At 44.1% G+C, this 26,709-nt stretch carries 22 protein-coding genes; 7 read left to right on the forward strand and 15 right to left on the reverse strand.

Features of this window, described 5'->3' with window-relative positions:
- Nucleotides 1-41: 41 nt before the first annotated feature.
- The 4 genes from IE070_RS04885 to IE070_RS04900 form a co-directional block, all read right to left on the reverse strand.
- Nucleotides 42-1,571, reverse strand: coding sequence for a tryptophan halogenase family protein (locus tag IE070_RS04885; RefSeq protein WP_189481055.1), 1,530 nt, complete (start codon nucleotides 1,569-1,571; stop codon nucleotides 42-44).
- Nucleotides 1,572-1,661: 90 nt separating this feature from the next.
- Nucleotides 1,662-4,151 (reverse strand): TonB-dependent receptor, encoded by a 2,490-nt coding sequence (locus IE070_RS04890; protein ID WP_189481057.1) that lies wholly within the window; start codon nucleotides 4,149-4,151, stop codon nucleotides 1,662-1,664.
- Between the two features lie 234 nt (nucleotides 4,152-4,385).
- Nucleotides 4,386-5,258, reverse strand: a complete 873-nt coding sequence (locus IE070_RS04895) for an alpha/beta hydrolase (protein ID WP_189481059.1) — start codon at nucleotides 5,256-5,258, stop codon at nucleotides 4,386-4,388.
- Nucleotides 5,259-5,301: 43 nt separating this feature from the next.
- A complete protein-coding gene (locus IE070_RS04900; RefSeq protein ID WP_229796930.1) occupies nucleotides 5,302-6,270 on the reverse strand; it encodes a DUF5924 family protein in 969 nt (322 codons plus the stop codon).
- 313 nt (nucleotides 6,271-6,583) lie between these two features.
- Here IE070_RS04900 and IE070_RS04905 point away from each other — a divergent pair, with 313 nt between their 5' ends.
- Nucleotides 6,584-7,603, forward strand: coding sequence for an SMP-30/gluconolactonase/LRE family protein (locus tag IE070_RS04905; RefSeq protein WP_229796931.1), 1,020 nt, complete (start codon nucleotides 6,584-6,586; stop codon nucleotides 7,601-7,603).
- Nucleotides 7,604-7,691: 88 nt separating this feature from the next.
- Here the strand turns inward: IE070_RS04905 and IE070_RS04910 are convergent, their stop codons facing one another.
- Together IE070_RS04910 and IE070_RS04915 are read right to left on the reverse strand one after the other, a co-directional pair.
- A complete protein-coding gene (locus IE070_RS04910; RefSeq protein WP_189481061.1) occupies nucleotides 7,692-9,461 on the reverse strand; it encodes a S8 family peptidase in 1,770 nt (589 codons plus the stop codon).
- A 365-nt stretch (nucleotides 9,462-9,826) separates the two neighbouring features.
- Nucleotides 9,827-10,708, reverse strand: a complete 882-nt coding sequence (locus IE070_RS04915) for a LysR family transcriptional regulator (RefSeq protein ID WP_189481063.1) — start codon at nucleotides 10,706-10,708, stop codon at nucleotides 9,827-9,829.
- Nucleotides 10,709-10,817: 109 nt separating this feature from the next.
- Between IE070_RS04915 and IE070_RS04920 the strand changes: the two genes are divergently transcribed.
- Entirely contained in the window at nucleotides 10,818-11,570 is a 753-nt protein-coding gene (locus tag IE070_RS04920; RefSeq protein ID WP_189481066.1) for an SDR family oxidoreductase, read from the forward strand.
- A 184-nt stretch (nucleotides 11,571-11,754) separates the two neighbouring features.
- On the opposite strand, the gene IE070_RS04925 is transcribed toward IE070_RS04920, so the two are convergent.
- Complete coding sequence (locus IE070_RS04925; RefSeq protein WP_189481069.1) at nucleotides 11,755-12,003, reverse strand: DUF3297 family protein; 249 nt, start codon at nucleotides 12,001-12,003, stop codon at nucleotides 11,755-11,757.
- A 178-nt stretch (nucleotides 12,004-12,181) separates the two neighbouring features.
- On the opposite strand from IE070_RS04925, the gene IE070_RS04930 reads away from it, so the two are divergent.
- Nucleotides 12,182-14,146 carry an alpha/beta hydrolase family protein gene (locus IE070_RS04930; RefSeq protein ID WP_189481070.1) on the forward strand — a complete coding sequence of 655 codons (1,965 nt, stop codon included), beginning with the start codon at nucleotides 12,182-12,184 and terminating at the stop codon, nucleotides 14,144-14,146.
- Nucleotides 14,147-14,246: 100 nt separating this feature from the next.
- On the opposite strand, the gene IE070_RS04935 is transcribed toward IE070_RS04930, so the two are convergent.
- The 3 genes from IE070_RS04935 to IE070_RS04945 form a co-directional block, all read right to left on the reverse strand.
- Complete coding sequence (locus tag IE070_RS04935; protein WP_189481072.1) at nucleotides 14,247-14,954, reverse strand: cupin domain-containing protein; 708 nt, start codon at nucleotides 14,952-14,954, stop codon at nucleotides 14,247-14,249.
- A gap of 12 nt (nucleotides 14,955-14,966) precedes the next feature.
- Entirely contained in the window at nucleotides 14,967-15,338 is a 372-nt protein-coding gene (locus IE070_RS04940) for a VOC family protein (RefSeq protein WP_189481074.1), read from the reverse strand.
- A 135-nt stretch (nucleotides 15,339-15,473) separates the two neighbouring features.
- Entirely contained in the window at nucleotides 15,474-16,661 is a 1,188-nt protein-coding gene (locus IE070_RS04945) for a GGDEF domain-containing protein (protein WP_189481076.1), read from the reverse strand.
- Nucleotides 16,662-16,800: 139 nt separating this feature from the next.
- On the opposite strand from IE070_RS04945, the gene IE070_RS04950 reads away from it, so the two are divergent.
- The gene (locus tag IE070_RS04950; RefSeq protein WP_189481078.1) at nucleotides 16,801-17,691 is read left to right on the forward strand and encodes a hypothetical protein; all 891 of its coding nucleotides are present in this window, start codon (nucleotides 16,801-16,803) and stop codon (nucleotides 17,689-17,691) included.
- Between the two features lie 100 nt (nucleotides 17,692-17,791).
- Entirely contained in the window at nucleotides 17,792-18,991 is a 1,200-nt protein-coding gene (locus IE070_RS04955; protein ID WP_189481080.1) for an anhydro-N-acetylmuramic acid kinase, read from the forward strand.
- Between the two features lie 72 nt (nucleotides 18,992-19,063).
- Here the strand turns inward: IE070_RS04955 and IE070_RS04960 are convergent, their stop codons facing one another.
- Complete coding sequence (locus tag IE070_RS04960) at nucleotides 19,064-21,832, reverse strand: tetratricopeptide repeat protein (protein ID WP_189481082.1); 2,769 nt, start codon at nucleotides 21,830-21,832, stop codon at nucleotides 19,064-19,066.
- Between the two features lie 114 nt (nucleotides 21,833-21,946).
- Nucleotides 21,947-22,735 (reverse strand): exosortase-dependent surface protein XDP1, encoded by a 789-nt coding sequence (gene xdp1, locus IE070_RS04965; RefSeq protein WP_189481084.1) that lies wholly within the window; start codon nucleotides 22,733-22,735, stop codon nucleotides 21,947-21,949.
- A 308-nt stretch (nucleotides 22,736-23,043) separates the two neighbouring features.
- Between xdp1 and IE070_RS04970 the strand changes: the two genes are divergently transcribed.
- Entirely contained in the window at nucleotides 23,044-23,613 is a 570-nt protein-coding gene (locus IE070_RS04970) for a hypothetical protein (RefSeq protein ID WP_189481086.1), read from the forward strand.
- A 129-nt stretch (nucleotides 23,614-23,742) separates the two neighbouring features.
- On the opposite strand, the gene IE070_RS04975 is transcribed toward IE070_RS04970, so the two are convergent.
- From IE070_RS04975 to IE070_RS04985, 3 genes are read right to left on the reverse strand one after another with little or no spacing between them, the layout of a single operon-like run.
- On the reverse strand, nucleotides 23,743-24,714 hold the full coding sequence (locus tag IE070_RS04975; protein ID WP_189481088.1) for a DUF4097 family beta strand repeat-containing protein: 972 nt from the start codon (nucleotides 24,712-24,714) through the stop codon (nucleotides 23,743-23,745).
- Between the two features lie 16 nt (nucleotides 24,715-24,730).
- Nucleotides 24,731-25,189 (reverse strand): hypothetical protein, encoded by a 459-nt coding sequence (locus IE070_RS04980; RefSeq protein ID WP_189481089.1) that lies wholly within the window; start codon nucleotides 25,187-25,189, stop codon nucleotides 24,731-24,733.
- Nucleotides 25,176-25,688, reverse strand: a complete 513-nt coding sequence (locus tag IE070_RS04985; RefSeq protein WP_189481092.1) for an RNA polymerase sigma factor — start codon at nucleotides 25,686-25,688, stop codon at nucleotides 25,176-25,178. The genes IE070_RS04980 and IE070_RS04985 overlap by 14 nt, the downstream gene beginning before the upstream one ends.
- A gap of 471 nt (nucleotides 25,689-26,159) precedes the next feature.
- On the opposite strand from IE070_RS04985, the gene IE070_RS04990 reads away from it, so the two are divergent.
- Nucleotides 26,160-26,684 (forward strand): tetratricopeptide repeat protein, encoded by a 525-nt coding sequence (locus IE070_RS04990; protein ID WP_189481093.1) that lies wholly within the window; start codon nucleotides 26,160-26,162, stop codon nucleotides 26,682-26,684.
- The last annotated feature ends 25 nt before the right edge of the window (nucleotides 26,685-26,709 follow it).

Below are 26,709 nucleotides of genomic sequence, written 5' to 3' on the forward strand. Positions count from 1 at the left end.
GCCATTATTACTCTTCAGCCTGCAAAATAATACATCTAAACTTAAACGTTAAGTTTAGAAGCGGGCGCTGCACAGTATCTCTCGATGTATTGCTGATGCGTAGGTAATTGCTTGGCTGCATATTGAATACCTTGGCGTAATTTAGCTAACCAATTAACGCTATCAATCGTTCTGTAATGCATTAAAGCATCTGGGCGTTGTGGCAAGTTAAATTGCCCAATATGTACCGCTAACCAACTGGCGTTGCCAAACAAATCCATGTCGCCACTGACTAAGTGCCCAGCATGATTAAATTGCTTTATTTTGTAGCTTAATGCGTCAGGTATGGGCATATTCGCGCAATAACGCCACATTTCACTGTCAGTTCTGGTGGTGAGTTTGTAGTGCAAAATAATAAAGTCGCGAATATTTTCGATTTCTTTGATAGCAATTCTATTATATTCATCAATGGTATCTTGTGAAAAAGAGGAATCTGGGAACAGAGCTAAGAGCTTAGCAATGCCAGCTTGAATTAAATGGATACTGGTTGATTCTAAAGGCTCAAGAAAACCGCTAGATAGTCCAATAGCCACAACATTTTTCTGCCAAAATTGTTGGCGTCGGCCGGTCACAAACTTAAGCATCCGCGGTTCAGCCAAGGGTTTGGCATCTAAGTGTTGTAGCAATCGCTCCCGAGCAGTGTGTTCTTGCGTAAAATGTGAACTAAATACGTGACCATTGCCTGTACGATGTTGCAGTGGGATCCGCCATTGCCAACCTGCTTCATGTGCGGTAGAGCGGGTATAGGGCGTAAATTCGCCACGTTCTGATGGCACAGCCCATGCTCTATCGCAAGGTAGCCAATGTGACCAATCGACATAACCGGTTTTCAGTGTTTGCTCAATCAATAAGCCTTTAAAGCCCGAACAATCTATAAAAAGCTCGCCCTCAATACACTGTGTGCTTTCTAATTGAACCGATTCGACAAATCCCGTTATTTCGTGCTGTTTAACCTGGGTAATTTTACCTTCAATACGTGTAACGCCTCGTTCTTCAGCATATCGTCGTAAAAAGCGCGCGTACAAACCGGCATCAAAATGATAGGCATACTCATAGGTTGAGAGCACATTCCGTGGATCTTGAATAGGAGGAGCAAAGCGGCCTGTTTCAGCAGCACCCCAAGCCATACAATAATCATCTAATTCGTTTGCCTGACCTTGCTGCCGTGCGTTAAGCCAGTAATGATGAAAATTCACCATGTCAAATTGTCGGCCGTAATTACCAAAGGGATGGAAATAACGATGTCCCTGTTTGCCCCAATTTACAAATTGAATACCTAGCTTAAATGAGCCTTGCGTTTCTCGGACAAAGGTATTCTCATCGATACCCAACGTACGATTAAATACGCGGATCGGGGGAATAGTGGCCTCGCCAACACCAACTGTACCAATGTCATCTGATTCAATTAATGTGATCTGGCAACCTTGTTGTAGGGCATTACTTAGCGCAGCTGCCGTCATCCAACCTGCAGTGCCGCCACCGACAATAACAATTTTTTTTATGGGTTTTGCACCAAGCTCATTAGTTTGCATTGGCTTACTCCTTCTTTTTAAAAAGAAAAGCGGTGGTTAAAAACCACCGCTTTAGGCGAACAATCACTTACACATAGTGTGTTAGCTCGCTTAGAAGTTTACTGTAACAGAAGCCGTAACAGTTCTGCCAATCGCTGGATTTCCTGAAATCACAGTTGGATTGACAGCTGAGTTAGCTAGGGCACCATTACCACGAAGATCGAATTTATCGGTTAAGTTGTACACTTGAAGACCAAATTCTAATCTTTCAGACATCGTGTAGCGCGCGTTAGCACCAAACGTCATAGCTGCTGGGTATTCATTGCCTGCACTATCAATTGCAGTGGTTTGGCCGGTAACATTAGCACCCACAATTAAATTGTCTAGTAAATAATAATTGCCTGACAACGTATAGATCAGATCAGGAATACCATCTGCACGAGTCCAATTTGACGAACCCGCTGACAATTTTTCTGCATCGCTATAGGTAGCGTTACCCACCATTGAGAAATCACCAAAACGCACTGTACCTAAAATTTCTGCGCCAGTAGATTTGTACTCGGCATCAATAATACAACCACCTGCTACGCCACCACATTGTGTAGCAGATAATTCGTAGGTGCTTTGTTTAAAATCGCCTTTTAACAAGGTTACTTCAAAGGTGTAGAAGCCGTCGAAAATAGAACCACGACGTTTCAGACCAATTTCGTATTGATTAACAAAGTCAACCGCTGCGGTTTGGCCTGCTTGATTTAATGAGCCGTCGGCATTAATTTTACCGCTTACAATTTGACGGTCACCGTTAAAACGACCACCTTTTGACGCTCGTGTAAATAAGCTGGTGTCGCTATTCAGTTTGTACAAACCACCAACGGTCCAAGAGGTGTAGCTTACTGAATAATCTAAACTCTCACGGTTACCATTAGCTAACATAGTTGGAATAGCTACTCCACCCACGATGGTGTTGAACTCACTGCCACCTGCAAAAGCCCAGCCTGACGCATCAACTGTTTCACGACGAACACTACCATCGACAGTAAACAAATCGGTGTCATAGTCTAATGCTAAATAAGGTGCGGTATTGGTATACGATAAATCGTAATCACGGCTACAGCAGTCACCCCAGTTATTATTAAAACCGGCGATGCCGTTAGCTGTTAGTTTGTTGCCTTCATCATCGAACAAATCAAGCATCGCAGGATTGTTACCACTTAACTCACTAAAGGTGCGGTTGGTGTGCCAATCAGCAGCAATATTTTGGTTCATGAAGAAGTAACCGCCTCGAACAGAGAAGGAGCCGCTATCAACAAAGAACTCTTTTGAAATGGTCAGATCGTTTACAAAACTGCCGACATCACGAATGTTGGTATGAACGTTTGTATTGTTATTTAAAAAGTCTGACTGATACAACTGGCCTGCAGAAGGACCATTTGCATAACGAATGGCGGCAACGGTTGCACCATTAACCTGTGAGCCAAGAACGCTTGACGTTGTCGCCGCATTTAAGAATGGAGAGGTGAAACTTCCGCTCATGCTGGTCCAGCGCGCTTTATTGTCGAGAGTAATATCATCTTCAAACTCAACGTGTAACTCGTTACCAATAGCTAAAGATTTGGTGGTAATACCACTCATTTCAACACGTTCTAAATCACCTTCACGGTTAACAATCAGGAAATCTTGGTTGTGGATGGAGTAAGCCGATTGTTTGCGACCGTCAAAGCCAGGATAGGGTTTAATATTACTAAAGCGTTTGCCATCATAGTTGGCAAGTGCAGGTGCGCCTGTGTAATTTGGTTCTTGCGTATCAGCAACTTTAACTAAAAAGCGAATATAGCTAACATCATCTTCAAAAAACTTAGTCAAGTTACCTTTTATTTGAGCGCTCTCGCTAACATTAAACCCAGTGTCTAAAGGGCCTTTGCCGTTTTTGACATAACCACCGACATGATAGAGAACACTATCACTGGCAGAGCCACCATAACGGAAATCAACACGCTTTTCATCGTGACCTAAACCTGAGCTTAAACGAACAAACCCACCTTCAACTTCACCAAAATTACTGATGTAGTTGATAATTGCGCCAGGGGCTTGCGAGGTGAAGGTGCCTGCCGTACCGCCACGTACACCTTCGACACGGTCAACGCTTGCATCAAAACGTGTCCAGTAATCGTTATTTCCGAAATTCATGTCACCAAATAAAACGGTCGGTAGGCCGTCTTCTTGAATTTGAACAAAAGGTGAACCCCCTGTTGCAACAGGTAAACCACGAACGGCAATATTCGAGTTACCGCCAGGGCCAGCGGTACCTGCAACTTGAATACCTGGAATCATCCGAAACACTTCTGCTTCAGAACTCGGTTGGAACTGTTTGATCATGTCTGAATCGACACTGGTTACAGACACAGCAGATTCAATCTGCGTTCTTCCTGCCACGCTACCAGTTACTACAATGGTTTCGAAGCCTTTATTTTGTTCAGATTTTTGTTCGGTTTGCTCTTCGGCTGTTTCGCTGGTTTGTGCAATTAATGGTGCACTGGCAAGAAGCGTAGAAGCGAATAATACTTGTTTTACGGCGAGTGAAAGTTTTTGTTGTTTGAACATATCGTCCCCCTGTCTGGGTGTCTTAATCGTTTAAGTCTTGTCTTTAAAAAAAACAGAGGGTCGTTGCCTTCTGCTTGTTTTAATTGTTTTGCGTCTATTTTTTATTAGTATAATGTGCGCTCTTAAACGTTTTATATCTAAAACAGGATTTCGTCAAGCGCTGCTTAAGAAATAAACGTTATTTTTTTAGCAAACAATAAATTTTATGCATTTTTAATCGTTTTTGGCCTTTAACTATTGCGATTCCACTTTAAAAAATTGGCTGAAAAAAATCATTTGATGATGAATGCTTCGCTGCCAAAAATCCCAGTTATGTTCACCTGGCCACTCGGCGTAATGATGGGGGATTTCTTTCGCACGCAACGCTTGATGAAGTTGACGATTTGCGTCAATAAAAAAATCGTTATCTCCACAGTCAATATAGAGTGCTTGAGATTGCATTTTGAGGCGGGCGATCTGCGAGATGATAGCGGCATTATGCCAATTCTCTGATAGAGTGTTAGCATCGCCGAGCACACTGTCTAAATCAAACGAACCAACAAAAGGTCTGGGATCAACACCTCCACTGGTACTTGCCATGGCGCCAAATATGTCAGGGTGTTGCAAGGCGATATGTAAGGCGCCATAACCGCCCATACTTAAACCAGCTAAAGCTCTCCCTGCTGGAGTGGTGATTGTCCGATAATGTTGGTCTACATACTGCACAACATCTTGTGCGATATAGCTTCGATAACGATAATTGCTATTAATTGGGCTATCCATGTACCATTTGTTTTTATCGCCATTGGGCATCACAACGATCATGCTATAGTGATCCGCGAGTGTTGCGACAACGGTTTTATTCAGCCAATCGGTGTGATCACCGCCATGCCCATGCAAGAGATATAATACTGGAAACCGCTGTGCGGGATTGTTGTAAGCGCTTGGTAAAACAATGGTTGCAGGGAAACTTTTGTCCATGTGCGAAGATGCGATAGATTTTGTTTCAATCGAATAGGCTAAAGCATTATTCGACAATACAAGCGAAAGTATGCTGAATACCGCTACAAATATCAGCCATTTCTTCACATCAGCTACATATTCTTTATGTCTATTTTTTGGGTACATTAGCATCTATCCACCTTTCAATATGACTTTTAAATATTGCAATTTATTCAAGCACAGTAAAACGTACTAGCCCAATGAGTTGCTCAGATTCCGTTACTACCTCAACTTGCCATTGCCCTTGGCTATGAGGAGGAAAGTTCAGCTTGCGGCTCCATGCACGATAACCACTTTCACGCCCACCACGAATATCGAGTTTTATACGATCGACTTCTCGGCCGTTATGTCGCCACACGTGAAAAACTGCCTCATTTAAGCCGCGCGGCACGGTTACCGCTGTAAAACTGTATAACCCCTGCGACAGTGCGTTAGTGGTGAGTTGGGTAATGTTTTCCCCAGGTTCACGTTCTGTGGTGTTCATTTCTTGGGTTAATACGATGGTGTTAAGCCGCATAGCGGCGGGCGGGACAAAGCTGCGTAATTGCCACATTCCAGTAGCCAGTAGACATAATAACGCCATCAAAAAAGGCACGCGCCACCAGCGTTTCCCTGGCATTAATGAACCTAGGCTAGGTAAGCTGAGCATAATGGCAATCGCTAATGCTGCCGCCATACTTTGGCTTGTGGTCAGTTGCAGTAAAACAGGTAAGATAATGGAGAGGACAACAAATAAAGTAAAAGCATGAAACACTACAAACAGTGTACGTTGTGGCGCAAGCTTTCTGTAATAAAAGGGATCAACAACAGAGATTAACGCACACAGTACCAGCAGTAGGGTGAAAATCGCTTGTCCATGATGCCAACTGGTCACCGCTAAGAAAAAAGGTAAGGCAAAAAATAGGCTTTCTTGGTGGAGCATTTGCAATGCAAATCTCATCACATTTGGGGAGAGAGCAATACCAAATCGTTGCTCAATTCGTTCTCGTAGCCAGTTATCGAGTAACAGCCACAACCAACTTAACACTAAGAGTAACGCGATGATTTGTGCTAACGCGGTTTTGCGCTCTACCAAAATATAGCTAGCAACGCCACTCGCAAAAGCGAGTAACGCCATCAAGCCAGGAAAGCGTTGCATGATAGCAATGATTCTGTGGATAGCGGTTAGCATAATATCGGTATCAATTCCATAGCGCTTTTAAGAGATGCTTTAACGTCATACTGCTGCAACGGGAGCAGAAATGTAATCTAAAAGACGTAGCATAAGCGCTTTGCACGGTTAAACCAAACTTATGTATCACTTTTACTCCACATGAACTGAGGACGCACTGAACAGCGATGTTTTGGGTGTTTGCACTAAACAGTAATGGTTGAGTATGTGTTTATGTTATTCAGAGACTTTTATTGCTAAGCTGCAATAACGTAAGGTCAAACGCAGCGGAGAAAACGCGATGAAAGGATGCAATGTATTTTTATTAATGACGCTTTTCGTCATAACCGGCAATGCACGAACTGCAACTGATATCTCTACAATGCCATGGCCCGATCAGCCCGTGGTGGTTTCTATGCCAGCGATGTTAGAGGTGATGTCGCCTAATGCGCGGTTGGAGCAATTAGCCCAGGGATTTCGTTGGGCTGAAGGACCGGTTGCCGATCCGATTACGGGTGATATTTTATTTTCCGATGTCCCTACTAATACGGTTTACCGTTGGCGCGAATCTGATGGCCTGAGCGTGTATCTTAAACCCTCAGGCTATACTGGGCTATATCCGGATAATAATTTGCAGGAAGGCGCAAATGGGCTGATGTTTAATGCGAATAAGCAGTTGGTGTTAGCGCAGCATGGCGATAGACGCTTAGCCATGTTGCAAGAGGCCTCTTCTGCTATTCCTCAGTATGTTACGCTGGCGAGTCATTATCAGGATAAATTATTTAACAGTCCAAATGATGTCGTGCAACACAGTGGCGGTGATTACTATTTTACTGATCCGCCATATGGGCTAAAAGGCGCTGATCAGTCTGCGCAAAAGCAACAAGACGTGAATGGTATTTACCGCGTTAATGCAGCAGGCCAAGTGACCTTACTGGCCAGTAATTTAACGCGACCAAATGGTTTAGCGTTTTCACCTGACGAGCGCTGGTTGTATGTGGCTAACTCTGATCCTGCATCGGCGACATGGTGGCGTTATCCGGTGCTAGCCGATGGCACCTTAGGTGACGCTAAGCTATTTTTTGATGCTACAGCTACAGCAAAAACGGTTGCTGGCTTGCCCGATGGCTTGAAAGTCTTACCTTCCGGTATCGTGCTTGCCACGGGTCCTGGTGGCGTATGGGTATTTACGCCAGAGGCTGAACATTTAGGTACCCTTCTCACCGGTGTACCCGCGGCAAATGTGGCGCTTAGTCAGGATGCCTCTTGGTTGTATATTACTGCCAGTCAGTATTTACTTAGGATAGCCTTAGTTAAATAAAGGCTTTGAGTTCATATATTAAATGCCTTTTATATAAAAAGCCGTTGCGTGGAAAGCAACGGCTTAGACGTTTTATTTAAGATGGCAATTACGGCGCATAACTGACGGTTAAAGTTAAGCCGGTAAAACTGCTGTAAGCACGAATACTCACATGCCATACATCTGCTGCCGGATTGGATATTGTGCAGCTTTCAGTGTTACCCGGTAAGTAAGGACGGCAATTAAATGTTGTCGTAGTGGGTCTGGCGGCACGCCGTACGTAAAGATCAGCATCGCCAGTGCCACCAGTGATGCTGGCCGTTAACGTTCTCATCCCCGCAGGTACCGTTACCGTATAGTGTAGCCAGTTGTTTGTGGTGGCAGCCAAGTTATTTAAGCTGGTACTGCTTCCTGCATTGCCCCCAGTAGTGCCTAGTGCGGCAATTACGGCAGCATTCGCATCCACAATACCCGTACCACAGCCACTACACGTAGCCGGAAAGGTGCGCGCCGTGTTTTTCAACAGTGTTTCAATTTCATCAGGCGTTGCTGATGGTTTAACCTGTTTAATCAGTGCTGCGACTCCCGCGACATGGGGTGCGGCCATGGAGGTACCTTGGCTGAAACCGTAACTATCGTTACTGGGGGTAGTGCTGCCACTGTTGTATGTTGAAAGTACACCATTTGGATCGTTAGCTGATGTCATCTGGCCGCCAGGTGCCGCCACATCGACGCTGCTACCTACATTGGAGTAACTAGCTCGGCCACCTTGACGATTGGTTGCTGCCACGTTGATAACGCCATTACAATTACCTGGATTAAAGTTATTAGCGTTTGAATTGCTGTTACCTGCTGCGACAACAACGACAGCGCCCCGTGAGCGAGCCTGGTTAATTGCATTTTGTGTTGTGCTGGCACAGCTGCCAGAGCCGCCCAAACTCATATTGATCACGCTGGCTGGGTTTGGGTTTGCTGGTACACCGGCTACGGTACCCCCTGCTGCCCAAATAATGCCATCAGCAATGTCAGACGTATAACCACCACACTTACCTAACACGCGCACAGGGACAATTTTGGCGTTATAGGCCATACCCGCTACGCCAGTATTGTTATTTGATACTGCCGCAATGGTGCCAGCAACATGGGTACCATGCCAGCTAGATGCTCGAAACGATGTGGGTTGACCACCGCCACATTCGCCAGCGTTGGTCCAATCACCCGGATCACGCGCATCATTGTCGCGACCATTCCCATCGTTACCGATAAAGCTGTCTGAAATCATATCGTAGCCAGCCAGCAAATTGGCATTAAGATCAGCATGTGGCCGAAAACCGGTATCTAACACCGCGACAACCACGCCTTGCCCTGTTGCACGATCCCATGCCGCTGGAGCTCGAATGCCGCCCGTGTTTTCATAATAATGCCATTGATTGCCATATTGGGTATCATTGGGGGTGAGGGTAGGGTGCAGTAAACGATCTTCCTCAACCCATTCAACCTCATCATCAATAGCTAATTGATTAAGTAGAGCCTCGGTTTCTTTGGTTGATAGGCGTCGCTCAGCGCTGAACACCGCATGTCGAGTAAGCGCTGTTTCCCGTACAAATTTTACGCGTTCACCGGCGCGCTGCGTAAATCGTTCGGCTTTTATGCTCATGCGATCTGCACGGCGTTGTTTGGCTAGTGTGGCGGGCAAACTGTTAGCAACATTGTCAGTTGGACTTTCTTTATATTTTACAATTAGCCGCGTAACTGGGCCCTCTTGATAGTTATTATTGTCGTCGTTGGCTAATACTGGCGTTCCTATGATGGCAGCAGGTAGACAGAGTAAGGCTAACGCTTTCATTTTAATTGTTTTGTTTTGTATTTTCTTTGGCATTAGTACACCTTATTTATTGTTATTGTTCCGTGGATGCGATGTGTTCAACTGGGAAGTAGCATTAACATCACCATCAATTTTTAGGTCAAAGGGAAAAAATTGTAAAGACGCTCAAAAGACGAGTGAGAAAACATGCGGACCTGATAAAGGGAGGTTGTTTCAAAAAAAGGATTTTGTAAAAATAACAGTGCTCACTACACTAACGGCAACCCTTTAAAAATCGACGTTTTGGTAGATTAAAGCAGCATGTTGTTTATAACTTTTTAGAATAAGTTATGCAGCTTTGTTTTTAATGCCGTATGAAAATGTTTTTGAAAACATGTGTGAATATAATGCTTTAGTATGAGTAGTAAAAATTAACAGTGTTATTTGCTTAGCTGTTCTCGCAGGTAATCAAACAATAAACGCACGCGAGGTGATACTGGACCTCGTTGTGGTCGGTATAGTGATAATGGCCAAGGCGTAGGATCATACTGTGGCAAAATCCGTTGTAGCTCACCGCGTTGTAGTGTAGGTAAGGCCAAGAAATCTGCTACTTGGGCTACGCCTAGTCCCGCGGTAACGGCTGCCAGTTCCTGTTCCGCATCGTTAACTAAAAAACGCACTTGTCTTGGCTGATAGGTAATACCGTCTTTAAAAAACCATATCCAAGGTTTACCTGTAGCATGGTCTAACATACTCACTTGTTGATGTTCGTTTAACGCTTCAAGTGATGCAGGTTGACCATGTTGTTCAAGGTAGTTTGGACTCGCTACCAACCACAGTGCCACTTTCGATAATGGTACAGCCACAAAGCTTTGATCGCGCAGTGCACCCGCACGAATACCCAAGTCTATTTGTTCATCAACCACGGCGCTATGCTGATCCGATAAGCGTAAGTCTAGTCGGATATGTGGGTGTAAAGATGCAAAGGTGATTAATAATGGACCGAGTATACTGCGCATGGCCGCTGGGGCCGTAAGCCGTATCTCACCGGTTAAACCGGATCCCTGTTGATGCGGGCTAAGGAGCTGTTCCAATTGTGCCAATTGCTGCTGACAATCATGATAAAACCGCTGTCCAAACTGCGTTAATTGGATTTGCCGTGTATTGCGATGGAATAAAAGTTCGCCTGTTAGTTGCTCTAATTGTTGTACCGCACGGGTAACCGCTTGTGGTGAGATGGCAAGTTTGGTTGCGCTGTCTTTAAAATGTTGTAATTCGGCCGCGGTACAAAAAATTCGCAATAAGGCTAATTTATCACGCATTTATTATTCCTATTTTTGGAATTCATAAGTGCTGATTGTTCCATTTTTATCGGTTAAAGGCCAGTTTATACTGAAATTCATATCGAATATAAGCACGAGGAAACATAGTATGGATCAGGTAAATGCAGTAGCAGGTAAAGTTGTTTTAATTACGGGAGCAAGCAGTGGCCTTGGCGAAAGCAGTGCACGTTTACTCGCGAGTCGTGGTGCTAAACTGGTATTAGTGGCGCGTCGTGAGGATCGTTTACAGCAATTAGTTGCAGAAATTATCGCTGCCGGTGGCCAGGCTGTGTATCAGGTGGTAGATGTGACCAAAGCCGCTGAAGTGGAAGCGGCTGTTGCGCTTGCAGTGGCACGTTTTGGCCGGTTAGATGTCATGATCAATAATGCAGGATTAATGGCAATTGCTCCAATGTCAGCACGCCGCGTTGCAGAATGGGATCAGATGATTGATATCAATATCAAAGGGGTCTTATACGGAATTGCTGCGGCGCTCCCGGTATTTGAGCAACAAAATAGCGGACATTTTATTAATATTTCGTCGGTTGCTGGGGTAAAAGTCTTTAGCCCGGGTGGTACGGTTTACAGCGGAACCAAATTTGCAGTGCGAGCAATTAGCGAGGGCTTACGGCATGAAGTGGGCGGCGCCATTCGCACCACCACCATTTTACCTGGTGCGGTCGCTTCTGAGTTAAAGCAGGGCAGTACGCACAGTGCAAGTGCCGAGTTTGTGCAAGCATTCTATCAGCAAAATGAAATTCCAGCTGATTCCGTGGCCCGCGCAGTAGTCTATGCGATTGAGCAGCCAGACAACGTCGATATTAATGAAATTGTATTACGCCCAACAGTGCAAGAGTTTTAACCTTCGCGGTAACCGATAACTACGTTATTTTCACAAGACAGTACGTTTATCTATAAACATTCGCCAGCATATTTTGGCTGGCGAATGTTTACCTAATACGACTGAATATTAGGTTGATTACAAAATAAATACTATGCAGCAAAACCGTCTTTAGCTAACAAAGACCATTGCCCAGTGTTGCGATTTAGCGGTAAAAAGCCTCTACAGTCCCTTTTGCGGTCATCAGTAACGGTTGGCCACGCCGATCTAATGCTTTAGCAGAGGCGATTTTTACCCAACCTTCGCTAATACAGTACTCCTCAACATCAAAACGCTCTTTGCCGTTAAGTTTAATGCCAACATCGTGCTCGAAAATGGCTGCGTTGTAATATTTGCTGCGTGGATTAACAGATAAGCGATCAGGTAAAACCGGTTTAGTCGTGCTATCGTTCATGGGAATGCTCTTAAAAATAATTAAGCTTTATTGTAGGCGTAGCCGCGTTTTGGCTCAAGTGTGACGCTTATTTAACATGGCAATTTTTCTAACTAAACCACCGCTGATGACTGATATTGCTATTTACTATATGCCTTGTTAGAGTCATTCGATATTTTAATCGTCAGCGTGATGGATTATGCGTTCATTGATTCTTATCGTATTTTTGGGTTTTTTCTGCTTTTTATCGCTACCAATTGTAGCCAATGCCCCCTTAGCAACTCCTTCATCAGCGCTGTCGGTTGAATTACCTGTTTCTGCTTTTGCGAGCGATGCTACGGCCGATTTGTTGACCTTGTCGCCAGATGGCAAAAAGATCGCGATGTTGCAAACCTATAATACGGATGACGAGCAACTAACATTGGTTACCTTAGTTGACTTAGTCACTGAAAAAAATACATTTTTGGTCAAAGCCAATAGTCAGGATATGCAAATATATGCCTTGGTATGGGCAAACAATACACAGCTTTTAATGAAGGCGACGTATGCGTCAACTCGCAGTGGCGTGCCCGTTTCAGAAAGTCGCTTAATGGTGATCGATGTGATGACGGGCGAGCATCGCAATGTTATCAGTAATCGTTTACAGCGTAAGATGCAGTACATCCCACAGTTTCAGACTACTATTTTGGCACTCATGCCAGAAGATGATGAGCATATTTTGCTGGCGCTAGATGGCTTACATAATGAACCCGGCGTGAGTGTGGTCAAAATTAATTTAACTACCGAGCGCTTCTCGATAGTGGCATCTGGCCGAAAAAACCTTATCAATTGGCTTACCGATCGCCAGCATCAACCACGTATAGCATTGTTTCGGGATGGCACAGAATATTGGATATCTGAGCGATTACCAAATAATAAGTTTCGAGAGTTATGGCGCTTTGAGGCCTTTTCAGAACAGCAAATTTGGCCATTAGGATTTGGACAAGATCCCAGTATGTTGTATGTCTCCGCTTATCATGAAGGGCGTTTAGCGATTTTCACGGTTGATCTTACAGCGGTAGATCTACCTATGACATTAGTTAAAGCGAATGCACACTATGACACGCCTGAAACGATAACCTACTCGTGGCAAGACAAAGAAGTGATTGCAGTAGGAAATAGCTATACGAGTGCCAAACATATCGCGTTTCAGCAATCGCTCGACAAGGCCCTGCCGGATACCCATAATCGCATAATTAGCCAAAGCTATGATTTAAATCGTTATATTGTACTCTCTAGTAGTGAGACAGATGCGGGAAGTTACTTATTGGGGGATAAAACCACAAAAAGTCTGGAGTATTTACTGCCAAAGTTTGCGCAACTTGTACCCGAAAAAATGGTTGCTAAATCAAAAATCACCTATAAAGCGCGAGATGGGCTAACCATCGAAGGTTTTTTAAGCCTGCCCAAAAATCGGCCCGACGGTCCGCTACCTAGCTTGGTGTTTCCGCATGGTGGACCAATTGCGTTTGATGATGAAGATTTTGATTATTGGACACAATTTTTTGTTAATCGTGGGTATGCGGTGCTACAAATGAATTTTAGAGGTTCGGCAGGTTATGGCTTCGATTTTATGCAGCTTGGCTTGGGCGGTTGGGGCTTACAAATGCAAGACGACGTTGAAGATGGCACGCAATGGCTTATCGATCAAGGGATAGCCGATGCTAAACGCATTTGTATCGTTGGGGCGAGTTATGGGGGCTATGCCGCCTTAATGGGTATTGTACGTTCACCTGCACGCTACCAGTGTGCCATCAGTTTTGCTGGCGTAACTGACGTTGAAGCATTAGTGAAAAGCAGTCGGTATTTTTCTAACTTTGAAATTGTTAAGAAACAAATTGGTGATAATTATCGACTTTTACGCCAGCGTTCGCCGTTAACTCATGCGCAAGCTATTAGCATCCCCGTATTGTTGATGCACGGTGATCAAGATCGTTCGGTGCCGGTGCAGCAAAGTCGCAGCTTATTTAAAGCTCTGCAACGACATAATCCGCACGTGCAGTATATTGAGCTAGAAAAAGGGGATCACCATCTTAGTACGCAACAAGATCGGTTAACGGTATTTACCGCAATGGAGCATTTTCTCAAGCAACATTTACCCACAGAGCCAATTACTGTGCGATAGGTGTATTAGTTATTAGGTGCAATAGGTAACAGATGCTGATCTGTTCATGTTGTTGTAACAGGGGCAAGGACGTTAACAGGAAATACAATGCTAGGCGCCGTTAAGCGCCAAGCATTGACGACGTATTAATAAATTTGTCACCTAATACATTTGCCCCAAGGTGTCCTGTTTTGACATAAATCAGGGCACCTTCGCTACGAGTAAAAGGCTGGTGTTTACTGTAGCGGGGATTGCGCAACCAACTACCGGTTGGGTATTGCCCATGCTCGTCATAAAAACACCCTTCTAAAACCAGTATCTCTTCGCCCCCAGGATGGGTATGGGGAGAGAAGTATGTATTAGGATCCCAACGTACTAAGGCGGTATTAATACCATCATGCTCATGCAAAGGTAAAACCGCTAAGCCAGCAACTAAACCCTGACGCCAGTGCGCTGTGCGGGTATCTAGGACGAGTTGTGTATTATCTGTAGCACTAAATTGCCAAAGCTTAACCAATAAAGTGCAGCCATTTTCTGAAAACGGCTGATGCGCACTGCCTGGAGGGTTACGCAAATAAGTCCCAGCCGGATAGTGCCCATGCTCATCACTGAAAATACCCTCTAATACAAGGATTTCTTCGCCACCATCATGTTGATGCTTTGTATATCCAGCGCCTGCAGCATATTTTACAATACTGGTAGCACGTGCCACTTCTGCACCGGCTCGATCTAGCATCATCCGTTCAACGCCCGCTAACGGAGAGGGCGTGAAGTGGTATTCATCGGGTAAAATAACAACCCGTTGATTGAAATCATGATTTAGTTGCATGTGTTATGCCAATTATCCGAAGTGACAGAAACAGAGTTTGTTACCATCGGCATCACGCACATAAGCACCATAGAATTGATTTGGAATGCGCTGGCCAGGGGCGCCATCACAGCTGGCACCTAACTCAATGGCTTTATGATACAACTTATCAACGGCTTCTTTTGAACCTGGTGCAATCGACACCATATTGCCATTACCAGGGTTGGCAGGTTCTTTATTAAAAGGAACACATACGGCAAGCATAGGTTGCGCCATACTTTTACCAAAAAAGGTAATACGATCCATATCGAGCAGTTTTTTAGCGCCTAATTCACCGAGTAACGCGCCATAGAAAGTTTTTGCAGCAGCAAAATCGCTAACACCAAGAGTTACATAACTAATCATTACCAGCTCCAAACGTTTTAAGTAAATAACAATATTATCTTACGCTAATTTTCTTTGGTTGGAGCTGTTCACCGGTAGAAAATATAGAAAGAAAAACGCTGAAATATAGCTTATCTATAAAAAGACTATGAAATCTTAGCTGAGAGAGTCAGTTGTGTTGGCATTGACCGCGCTGGCGTGTGTTTTTACGCAATTTCGCCCTGCATGTTTAGCGGCATAAAGTGCTTGATCTGCATGTTGTAATAATTGTTGCCAATCTATTTCACCTGAGCAAGTACTTACCCCAATACTCACTGTTAATGATAACGGTTCTGCTAGCGACACAGGTCGCTGCGCAACTGCCTGCCGTATGCGGTTGGCGATATGCTCAGCCAGTTCGTGATTGGTATCGGGTAAACAAATTAAGAACTCTTCTCCCCCGTATCGAAAGAGCAAATCATAATCACGGCTATGTTCGTTTGCAATATCGGTAATATGGCGAATGGCGTGGTCACCAACGGCATGACCAAACGTATCATTAACACGTTTAAAGTGATCAATATCCATCAGCAGTAAGCTAATCGGTCGTTGTTGGCGGCTACTGCGGCTAAGTTCACTGCTGAGTCGTAATTCTAGCGAGCGACGATTTAATAATCCTGTTAAGGCATCGCGTTCTGAGATGCGTTGCAATTCGAGTTGTTGTAGGTTGTGGCTTAATAAAATGATACAGCCGAAAATAAGCACAGCAAACGCCGTGAGGCTGAAAAACCCCACACTGTAAATAACTGCGGTATGATGTGTTTGCACAAGTTCATAGTATTCCAACGTCATGTAGATTGAACGCAGCACAAATTGGGAAATATTAAATACAAAACAGACAATAAAGGCTAAATAGACTTTCCCTAATTCTGAGCGACGGTGTTGCCACAGCATTGCGATACACCACAGATTAATGAGGATCACGATAGGGATACTGAGTAACATTCTGTTCGCAATAGCGTTGCTAGCAAACTCAGTGAGATGTAAAAGATAAAGCGAAATAAAAATGACGAGTAGCCAATAGCGTTTCCCTGGGCGTTGTAAATGGCGATGAATGCCTGCCGCGAGCGCTAAGTGTGCGCCAATGCTGAAGGAATTGGTGAGTGCAGGCAAAATCCAATAAGGTAACGTAAACCCCGCATAATGAATTGAACTTAGTGCGGCGTTTAATAACATACAGATTGCCGCTAACATAAAGTAACGTTGATAGCGAAACTGACGGTCTGCTTTATTTTGAACAGCCAAAACCCCAGTAACCACTGCTGCGATAAAAGCATTGACGACGGTGAGTGTTAATACATCCATAGCAAAGAAGGGGTCTCAAGTATAAGGGACTGAATTTAGCACAAAAAAACAGCAGCGTGCAATGTGTGTCATGGGTTTAATTCGGTAGTATTGCGATACTGTCTAGTAGCATATCATCATCAGTATTATGGAGCGTCATATGCGTTTTTGGTACACATTATCAACAGGGAAAAAGCGGTTACTCCTGTTACTTGGTATAGTGGCTTTGGGATCATTACTCTACAGTGGCGTAGCGCAGCAACGGCTGATAAATCCGTTGTTAGCCCCACTTGATCAACGCGCTCAGCATGTATTAAAACAAAGCTTAATGCTGAGCAGTGCCTCATTTGCGACCGCACGATTGATAGACCGTGGTATAGCATTTGTGTCAGAAGCCCAGTTTAGCGTTGGCGTAGCGAGCATTAAACCCGGTCAAGTACTGAAACCATTGCAAGACATGGCCGTGCGTTACTCTGACATCATGGTATTGGCGATGACATCTGTAGGGCTACAGTTGTTTCTCGTCGAGTTTGGTAAACTCGCCGCCTTACCCTTATTTGGAAGTGGTGTCATAGTTGCTGCCCTTGGCTGGCTGCTGGGTCCTGCAAGTTGGCGTCCAGCATGTACTTATTTGCTGCGTATGTTTATGGTGTTATTGATTTTAGTGCGTATTGGTATTCCGTTGGGAGCCGTTGCTGTAGGCGCGTTGTCAGAATGGGTGTTGGAGCCACAGCGGCAAGCAACAGAAATGGCCCTAAGTAAAGAAACAGCTGAATTGCAAAGTGTCGATCAACCACTCGCTACGCCGGATTCAGGGGCATTAGCCTGGTTAAAACAATTAGCCTCTAATGCGAATGAACTCTTTGCGGCGGTGAAAACCTTCTCCGACAATATGGTAGAAAAGTTAATACAGTTAATCGTGATTTATAGTTTAAAAACGCTTATTTTTCCGTTGCTCTCATTATATGTGTTATGGCATTTGGGACGTTGGTTTGTGCTTCGCCCTTTGCCCGTAATATCGACCGCCGATGCTGTAAAGCCAGCGATATAATGTAGTGAAACGTGATTTTACCTCAAGATTTTCTCACAATGAGACAAATTTTAGCCAGCCACCTAGGGGCTTGTTACCGTTTTTTTAGAAAGGTAAATAGATGCATCAGCATATTGAAAAGCTCTATCAGAGCGCGGCAAAACCGCGGCGTAAAATTATTGGTTTAATGAGTGGTACCTCATTAGATGGGTTAGATGTGGCACTTTGTTCGATTCGCGGTGAAGGTTTAGCGACAGAGGTGAACATTGAGCATTTTACTACCGTGCCTTATACCGAAGAGTATCAGCAGCGGGTACGAGCAGTATTTGCTAAGCGCGAGGTGGATTTGCAAACCGTCACGGTTTTACATCCGTGGATCGGTATTACCCATGGCAATATGGTACGGCACTGTTTGGCGCAATGGCAGGTGTTACCTGAAGAGATTGATGTCATTGCAAGCCATGGTCAAACGGTGTTTCATTGCCCATTACGCCAACATCAAGATGCACGCTGGGGAAACGCAACGTTACAACTCGGTGATGGCGATCATCTTGCGGTGACGGCGGGGATCACAACCATAAGTGACTTTCGGCAAAAACATATTGCCGCAGGCGGCGAGGGAGCGCCCTTAGCCGTCTATGGCGATTATCTGTTGTTTAGTTCCATAACAGAGAATCGGATCATGTTGAATATTGGCGGTATAGCCAATTTAACCTGGTTACCAAAAAGTCGTGATGCTCAGGCGGTATTTAGTACTGATATCGGGCCAGGAAACACCCTGATGGACGCGTTTATTCAGCAGCAGGGGCAAGGGCAGCTGTATGATAAAAACGCCCAATTGGCGTTACAAGGCCAGGTGTCTCAGCCATTACTGGTAGCATTGCAGCAAGATCCGTTTTTTAGTTTGTCGTTTCCTAAAACGACGGGACCAGAGGTTTTTAATCTCAGCTATTTAGCCAACGCGCAGCGCAGGAGTAATACGCAATTATTATCCGCGGCGGATGTGATGGCGACCTTAAACCGCTTTTCTGCCGATAATATTATTCGCGCTATTGAACAAAGCTGTGGTACTGAGCCTTGTGTTATTTATGCGAGCGGTGGCGGTATCCATAATCCGCTGTTAATGGCCCATCTTCGCACTGTATTTACTCGGCATGATATTAAAACAACCGAGGCGTTGGCCATTAATCCCGATGCGAAAGAAGCGGTGCTTTTTGCACTGCTCGCCAATGAATGTTTGGTAGGGGGTAAACAACCCTTCAGCAATGTGAGAGAAGGGATCCCGGCAGTGACTATGGGTAAAATCAGTTTTGCGGATTAATGTTGTAGTTTGAAAGCTCACTCAGCCTACTTTTATTTCGGTAGGCTGAGTGTTAGTTCTTAATCCTAATCTCTAGCGCATGTTAAGTAAGGCTTTTGCGCGGTTAACCCATTCAGTGCTAGTGTTCTGCTGTATCACGCCCTCGATAAAAGGGCGAGCCTCCGCGGTACGCTGCAGTGCAATTAAGCTCTCAGCAAGTAACAAGTTAATTTCTGGATTAGCACTTTGTTGTGCATAAGCTTGTCGCAATGTACTTAGCGCCCGCTCATGTAATTGCTGCGCCATTAATACTTTAGCTAATGTAGTCAGGATCAAGGGCTGATTGCGTGATAATTGATTTGCTTGCTCTGCGTGTTGAAGCGCAGTAGCGGGATCTGTCAATAAAAGCGCGTTGGCTAAATTATTAAATAATAATGGATCATTGTTATATTGGTTGGCATCTAACAAAGCGGTATAGGTTTGTGCTGCGTCAGTAAATAACTGATGGTTTATAAAATGTTCCGCCAGTAAACGTTGCAACCAATAATCTGTCGGACGTTGCTGAATATGTTTTTTTGCCACATCAATAAACGCCTGCTGCAGTTCTTGCCTTCTGGATAATTCATACATACTTCCCCAGGCGCGTTGAAAGCTGGGATCAACGTCGACACTTTGTCGATAATACTCAAACGCGGGTCTTACTTGTTGGCGTGTTTCTGCTAACAGTGCTCTTAATAAATAGTAGTCTGCGGTGGTTTGCTTGCGTTGCGCAAGCTGTTGTAAACGTTGCTCAGCGCTAGTTAATTGGCCGGTAGCGATTTGCAAACTAATTATCTCATACTCATATACCAAATTTTGCGGCTCAGCTTTGAGTGCATTGCTTAAGCTTTGTATCGCGTCATTTGGCAAGTTTAAACGAATTTGTAAGCGGCTTAGCTCATAAAAATGATTGCTATTAAGATCAGGCAATAACAACAGGGTCTTGATGTTTTCTGCAGCCAGCTCGTTTTGACCAAGATTGATATAAATGTCACTTTGAGCAAGCAATAGATCTTTCGCCATAAAGTCCCTTCTTAAGGCGCGTTGTAATAAGGTTAAGGCATCTTGTTGTTTATTAACCGATAGGTAGTACTGTAATAATAATGATAAGGCCGGTCGATAGGGGGTGCGGTTAAGTATTTTTAATAAACGATCTTCGGCTTTGGCTGCATCGTTTGTTCTTAACTCAACTCTTGCCAATAAGACATTTAACATGTCATTCTGCGGTTGTTGTTGTAAAAGTTGAGTGAGTAATTGTGATGCAGCAACATCATTCTGCTGCAAAATAAATAAATTGGCCTGCGTTACTTTGCCGGGGAAATACTCTGGGCTACTTTGTGTTAGCCGATTAATGTATTCCTCTGCCGCAGCAATATCACCAGTTTGTAACAACAATCCCGCATACAAATTTTGATAATCATTATTGCCAGCATCCAGTGCTAACAGCTTTTTAGCAAGCGCAACAGCTTGAGGATAGTCTTGTAGATCTTTCGCGAGTAATGCTTTGGTCAACAGGATTGATGGTGTATCGTTCACCTTGGCATCGGTTAAATATTGCATGGCAGCTGCCGGCCCCAAGGTCTGGCGTTTCAATTCGGCATCTAAGGTCGCCATTTCAGGATTATCGGGAAAGCGAGCGCGCATTTCTGTCAGCATTTCTTGGGCTGTAGTCGGGCGCCCTTGTTTTAACGTTAACAGAACATATTGCATCAATAAGGGTTCATGATGCTGAAAGAACGCTTTTTTCTCTTCCAAAAACTTTACCGCAGTCCCTAATGGGCGAGTACGCGCATAATGATCTGCCACAATAACAATAGCATTTAGATCATCAGGGACGAGTTTGAGATACTCCTCAAAATCTTTAATGGCTAACTCTTCGCCATTTTGTAAATAATGTAGCGCTCCCCGCAAAAATAATTGCGCCGGTTCTGTACGAAAGTATTCAGCCGGCATGCCAACTAAGTCAGCATGTAAGGTTAAGATCGATTCATCAATTTTCGTTTCAGTTAACAAGGCGGTAACTAATGGCAGTGCAAATCGTAAGTAGGGATCATTTAGTTCCATCTCTGCTAATTGCGTCAACGCAGTTTTTGCCGCAGGTAAATCACCCGTAACAAATTGGGCCGTGCTAATAGCGCGTAACAACAACGGATTTTGCGGCTCTTGCGTTAATCCTTGCTGATAAAAGGCTATTGCTTCTGCAAAACGTTCTTGGCGTGCAGCTAAATTACCTAACTGTAATAAGGTCGCTACATTTTCAGGGGCTAATGCTTGGCTTTCTGCTAACCACTTCGCAGCGCTTTGCTCGTCTTTTTCTACTATAGCTAATTCTGCTTGTGCATTAAGCAGGGCGACCGGGTTTGTGTTAAGTGCGGCAGCCTGCTGAATAAATTGGCGCGCGGCATCAACATTATTATCCTGTAGAGCCACAGAGGCAGAAACCAATAGCCAGTTAAAACGTTTGTCAGGACGCATAGTGCCACTGCGATTCATCGTTTGCAGCTTTAACGGATCTCTTGCTAATAAATACAAATAACTCAGTTCATCACTAATTAAGTTAAGATCGGCACCATCGGTTAAGGCCCCTTCAAAGACCTCCAGTGCATGCACAAATTGTTGTTGTTGCAGCAATACTTGGCCATACAAAATTTGCGCGGCTAAATTGTCGGGCGTTTCACTAAGTATATTTCGCAGATAAATAACTGCGGTTGCTGTATCGCCTTGTTGATACAGCTGTAACGCGTTGTCATAGGTATATTTAGCATTAGCCTGACTATGTGCAGACGTGCCAAGTAACATACATAAAATAACCCAGCGAAACATAAAAGCCTCTTGATTACGAACTGCGTGATAAGCACGAATAGTATTATGCAAAGATAGCAGCTAACACGACCAAAGAAAAAGGGGCTTACGCCCCTTTGTGTAAAACGAATAATATTATTTAGCTTTACGACGCTTATGGAGTGATAACCCTAATAGCACAACAGCAAATAGTGATAAGGTGCCTGGGGTTGGCACTGGTGTTGGGGTAGGCGTAGTTGTAGTTTTAGTTGTTGTGATACTGCCAAACTTTAACCCATTAACAGTTGTTGGGCAGTTTTTAGAACAATTTGCACTGTTAAAAACAGCATTATAAGCACCAATTAACCAATATTGGCTGCTAACCTGAGTAATATCAGAAGGTGTTAGTGAGTTATTACTGGCAAATGAGTAATGGGCTCCAGTATTGAGATAACTGGCTTTAAAAATTGCAGATTCTGCTAGTTCTTTTAGTGTTAAAGTGTTGAGATTAGAAGTAGAGAAGGTGTTTTTAAATGCAGCAACCGATAGATTTGTGTTATACCACTGCCAAGTGTTAGTTATGCTTGTTAATTGAATAGGGCTTGGGAACTCTAAAAGAATAAAATCAACTCCATTATGGTTGTCTACCATATGATTTTCTCCATCGATTTTCCATAATTGCGTACCATAGAGGCTATCTAAACTAAGTTGCCTAGCAGTTACAATAGTCGATAAGCTCAGAGAGGAGCTTGATGACCAACCAGAAATAAGAGCCGAGCTGCCTTTATCAGAAGACAAAGATAACTTTGCACCATTTACAGCAGTTTGACCCGTTTTAAAACTCCACGTTTCCGTGGTGGTAACTGTTGCAGCAGTTACCGAGCCGGATAGCAGCACTAACGAACAAAACAAACTAACCGTAGCGGTTTTTAGAACAGCGAACATAGGCGGTAACTCTCAATGAAGAATAATACTAATATACTATAACTATGCAACATGTATGCCTAAATTTAAAATCAACATTTTCAATGATTTAAGCAGGTGCATGATCAGATCTGTAAAAATTCGTGACACTTTTAATCAGTTTGTCGGCGGATACTGTTTTTGAACTGCAATGGGCTGTTCTCGCCTTGGAAAAAATCGCTAAACCCTTTAAAACAAAACGCTAAATCTAGGTATGTAAAAAGCGTATTATATGTTAAAAAAAGCAATTGTTTTTTGACGTAATACATTTTTATATCCAAGGATTATAGATGGCTTTTATAACATTGTCTTCAGGGCTTGTATCTTTTTTACTCGTGTTTGCAAGCAGTTCCTCTCTCGCCGCGACGCCTCTTTACAGTATTGGTGCTTTTACAGAAAGCAGTGGTGATTTGCGTAGTCAGGGCATTACCCTAGGTTTGCGCACGGACGACACTGCGCCCTATTATGTTGATGTGATATTAAGTTATCAGCGATTGCAACTGCGTGATACACCCGCCGAGTATCGTCGCGATGCGTTCTCTCCCTTTTTTGTAGCAGGCAGAGTGGGTTTATCAAGCACTGTCAGCCCTTATGTGCAGATTGGGGTTGATGTTGCCCATGCGGTTAAATCGATGTTTGAACAGTACGGCGATTCCTGTTGTAACATCAATGCACAGTCAGGTGTAAGTTTTTCACCGCTATCGCCAATCACACTGGATATTTATGGAACGTGGTACAGTGTTAAGTATCAGACGGGACGCTTAGTGGATCGCTATGAAAACGATCGCTGGCAATTAAGAGAAGAGTATGATCGTTTTTCGCCGTTAGGTGTTGGTATGCGGCTAAGTGTCGCGTTTTAGTCGTCCCAAACACGACTCTAGCGAGTTTATTCGCGCTTCGCAAAAGCAAGACGCGAATAAACTCGATACAGCTAGCTCAACTAAAATAATTGCCCCAACCTAAAATACGCTCAGGCATACAGAGCGAGTTTAGTCTTTTTTCAGCGTCAACCTGCCACTTACTGTGGTGATATCAATACTGCCGGTGCCATTGCCGGTGGTAAATTGTAAAGACGATGCTGGGCCATATTTATCTCGGCTGGCTTTATCGGCGGTTAAGGTATTATTGATGCTGCCGCCAGCAGAGGTTTTCATGCTCACGCGGGCATCTAAATTGCTCGCCAGGGTTAATTCAAACTTACCACTTACAGAGCTGCCTTTAATTCTGGGCGCGTTTTGATTCTTTAATTCGATCTCTATACTGCCATTTACGCTAGACACGGCCAACTGAGCGGTACCGTCAAGTTTTAGATCCACTTCGCCATTTACTACGGTCACCATCAGTTCTTCAGGGTTACTGTCTACCTCAATGGTGCCATTGACTGATTCTACAGACATACGGCCGCTTGATGCTTTATCCTCTATTTTACCATTGACGGTTTTTAAACGTAGCTGACCTTGTAACGACTCGCTGTCTATTTGGCCATTCACCGTTGTCAGTTCGATATTATTAGTAAGCTGTTTGGCCTTGATATCACCGTTAACCGTGGTGAACTGACTGCCACCGTTAATACCCGCAACATCAACATCGACATTAACGCCTTTAAACTCCACTTCACTGCCAGCGGGCACATTGATGATCAGGTTTGAACCTTTGGTTTTTTCGTTACCATAATCTTGCATTTGCCGTGGCATTTTCACGATAAAACGCGTAAAACCTCCAGCAGAGTCCAACTCAAAGCCCTCCGCGCGTTCATCCAACTGGCCAGAAACGCTAAACTGGTTACTTGTTGCAGGGCGAATTTGCACATCTCCCCGCTGTACATCCAGTGTGATACGCTCGTTGCCATTTACGTCACGCACCTCATTGATATTTTGCTGGTTTGCAAATGCCAGTGTACTCATCAATAACATTGCGATACTGGTACTATAAAATGCTGTTTTACATAAAGATGACTTCATCGATTTTTCCTCAGGGTTAGTAAGTATGAGATGACGCGACAGCTATCATGCTGACGTAATCCAATTGTTGTTGATACAAGTCGAGCAATTGATGTTGCAAGTTAGCATCGTCGGGGTAAAAACCGAGCGCGACGTGAACGTGGTTTATCGCCTGATCCCAGAGCGCCAATTGCCACTGCCAATCACCAAACGCAGGATCAATATATTCAAGTGAGGCGAGCTGGTGGCTTAATTGCTGCTGATAAAATTGCTGCAGCTGTGCCAAGTTTGCTGTTTCGGGCCCGAGATTAACAGGTTGCCACCACGTAACGAGTAGCAAGGCAACTGCCGCGGCAATACTCGTGGGTAGCCAAAAAACGGCACGCTTTTTAGGGCGCGCCTTTAATTGTTGGGCAAGTTGTGGCCATAAATCTACTGGAGGCTCGATTTCTTGCGGTAGTGTGGCTAATAAATTATCTAGCTTAGTGTTCTGCATCTAACCACTCCTGTAATAATTGCCTGGCTCGATGATACTGCGCTTTGCTGCTGCCTTCGGCAATATGCAGTAGCGCGGCGATTTCTTGATGCTGGTAACCTTCAATGGCATACAGCACAAAAACTGTACGTGCTTGCGCCGGCAAGCGGAAGATCAGCTTATCAAGTTGATGGGGTTCAGCGCCGTTTACGTCAGTAGGAATATCAACATTGCTGTCATCAACGAGTCGGGTTACTTTATCTTGCCGCCATACATCTACGGCTGTTCTCACCGCAATCTGATGTAGCCAGGTGCTAAATTGACTGTCGCCGCGAAAACTGGGTAATTGTTGCCATACGCGAATAAATATCTCCTGCACGGCGTCTTCTGCTCTTGCCCGATTAGCTAATAGGCGCAGTGTTACGGCATACACCTTGCCAATATGGCGCCGGTATAACCGTTCAAAGGCAGTTTTGTCACCGGCAATGACAAGCTGTAAAAGGTCGGCGTCTTGTTGCATGAAGTAACCTTATCGAAAGTATGCCGAGTTAGTCGTAACGGATGGATAAAAGGTTTAAATGCGATTCAACTATTTTTTCAGATGCATCGATTATCAATTTTTTATGAAAAAAGGTGTTGCAGAGGTATCTTTTAAGGACAAGGCGCAAACGTAATGCGTGATGTGTTAGCCTGATTTTGTAATTTAATTACACTTAGATAGAGCTTTTACACTTCAGCTTTTCTTGTTGATGCTTTCGATTATATAAGTCTCTTCAAGAGTCATAGTTATTTTTTACTTTGTATATCAATTGCTTTCCTTGATTGCGCTGACTGATTTTGTCAGAAACCCCCTAAGATCAGTATAAGTGAATATTATTAATCTGTTTGATTATTTCTTCTCGTTTGTCAGTTTGTAACGCATCTTGTAAATTTATTACGTGACCAGCAGTAGTGGTGCACACAACATACTTTTTTGCAGGAGAGACCAGACATGACTATTTCAACTCGTAAATTTATTACCAGCCTGGCGGTGGTACTGTTGTCGTCAAGTCCATTGCTCGCTTCTGCGGCGGGAAATGGCTATAAGATGGCGTTAATTGAAGATGCGCCTGGGGCTGAATATATAAAGGCCGGTCAGTTTGCGCAAGCTATTGAGTTAGCGCAAAGTACGCGTATTGCCGACAGTGAACCTTTTTATCGTCAAGTAAGCTTATGTGTGTCATACAGCCGTACTGGGCAGTTTGAGCTGGCCGAAACCGCTTGTAACGACGCCGTACAATTAGCAGCAACCTTACAAGCTGTGCCGCGTTCAACAAAACGTGAAATGCGCGCGTTAGCCCTAAACAACCGGGGCGTAATGAGCCTAGTTGCAGGCGACAAAGTGGCGGCGCTACAAGATTTTATGGAAGCAGTACGCTTAGATAACTCAGATCTTACTTTAGCAAATCTTGAGCGTTTAACCGTAAGTATTAATGGTAATGATATTCAGGAAATTGCGCTGCAAGCTGCAGAGTAATGGCAAAGGAATGTGCGTTCAAGCC

The sequence above is a fragment of the Alishewanella tabrizica genome (genome assembly GCF_014652375.1).
Taxonomy (GTDB): domain Bacteria; phylum Pseudomonadota; class Gammaproteobacteria; order Enterobacterales; family Alteromonadaceae; genus Alishewanella; species Alishewanella tabrizica.

Excerpts from the sequence above, each read along its gene's own strand:
- IE070_RS04930 (WP_189481070.1), top strand. The coding sequence starts at position 12,182 with ATGCGTTCATTGATTCTTATCGTATTTTTGGGTTTTTTCTGCTTTTTA.
- IE070_RS04925 (WP_189481069.1), bottom strand. The coding sequence starts at position 12,003 with ATGAACGATAGCACGACTAAACCGGTTTTACCTGATCGCTTATCTGTT.
- xdp1 (WP_189481084.1), bottom strand. The coding sequence starts at position 22,735 with ATGTTCGCTGTTCTAAAAACCGCTACGGTTAGTTTGTTTTGTTCGTTA.
- IE070_RS04945 (WP_189481076.1), bottom strand. The coding sequence starts at position 16,661 with ATGGATGTATTAACACTCACCGTCGTCAATGCTTTTATCGCAGCAGTG.
- IE070_RS04935 (WP_189481072.1), bottom strand. The coding sequence starts at position 14,954 with ATGCAACTAAATCATGATTTCAATCAACGGGTTGTTATTTTACCCGAT.
- IE070_RS04920 (WP_189481066.1), top strand. The coding sequence starts at position 10,818 with ATGGATCAGGTAAATGCAGTAGCAGGTAAAGTTGTTTTAATTACGGGA.
- IE070_RS04990 (WP_189481093.1), top strand. The coding sequence starts at position 26,160 with ATGACTATTTCAACTCGTAAATTTATTACCAGCCTGGCGGTGGTACTG.
- IE070_RS04950 (WP_189481078.1), top strand. The coding sequence starts at position 16,801 with ATGCGTTTTTGGTACACATTATCAACAGGGAAAAAGCGGTTACTCCTG.
- IE070_RS04940 (WP_189481074.1), bottom strand. The coding sequence starts at position 15,338 with ATGATTAGTTATGTAACTCTTGGTGTTAGCGATTTTGCTGCTGCAAAA.
- IE070_RS04980 (WP_189481089.1), bottom strand. The coding sequence starts at position 25,189 with ATGCAGAACACTAAGCTAGATAATTTATTAGCCACACTACCGCAAGAA.
- IE070_RS04970 (WP_189481086.1), top strand. The coding sequence starts at position 23,044 with ATGGCTTTTATAACATTGTCTTCAGGGCTTGTATCTTTTTTACTCGTG.
- IE070_RS04910 (WP_189481061.1), bottom strand. The coding sequence starts at position 9,461 with ATGCCAAAGAAAATACAAAACAAAACAATTAAAATGAAAGCGTTAGCC.
- IE070_RS04905 (WP_229796931.1), top strand. The coding sequence starts at position 6,584 with ATGAAAGGATGCAATGTATTTTTATTAATGACGCTTTTCGTCATAACC.
- IE070_RS04960 (WP_189481082.1), bottom strand. The coding sequence starts at position 21,832 with ATGTTTCGCTGGGTTATTTTATGTATGTTACTTGGCACGTCTGCACAT.
- IE070_RS04915 (WP_189481063.1), bottom strand. The coding sequence starts at position 10,708 with ATGCGTGATAAATTAGCCTTATTGCGAATTTTTTGTACCGCGGCCGAA.
- IE070_RS04890 (WP_189481057.1), bottom strand. The coding sequence starts at position 4,151 with ATGTTCAAACAACAAAAACTTTCACTCGCCGTAAAACAAGTATTATTC.
- IE070_RS04985 (WP_189481092.1), bottom strand. The coding sequence starts at position 25,688 with ATGCAACAAGACGCCGACCTTTTACAGCTTGTCATTGCCGGTGACAAA.
- IE070_RS04975 (WP_189481088.1), bottom strand. The coding sequence starts at position 24,714 with ATGAAGTCATCTTTATGTAAAACAGCATTTTATAGTACCAGTATCGCA.
- IE070_RS04885 (WP_189481055.1), bottom strand. The coding sequence starts at position 1,571 with ATGCAAACTAATGAGCTTGGTGCAAAACCCATAAAAAAAATTGTTATT.
- IE070_RS04955 (WP_189481080.1), top strand. The coding sequence starts at position 17,792 with ATGCATCAGCATATTGAAAAGCTCTATCAGAGCGCGGCAAAACCGCGG.
- IE070_RS04895 (WP_189481059.1), bottom strand. The coding sequence starts at position 5,258 with ATGTACCCAAAAAATAGACATAAAGAATATGTAGCTGATGTGAAGAAA.
- IE070_RS04900 (WP_229796930.1), bottom strand. The coding sequence starts at position 6,270 with ATGCAACGCTTTCCTGGCTTGATGGCGTTACTCGCTTTTGCGAGTGGC.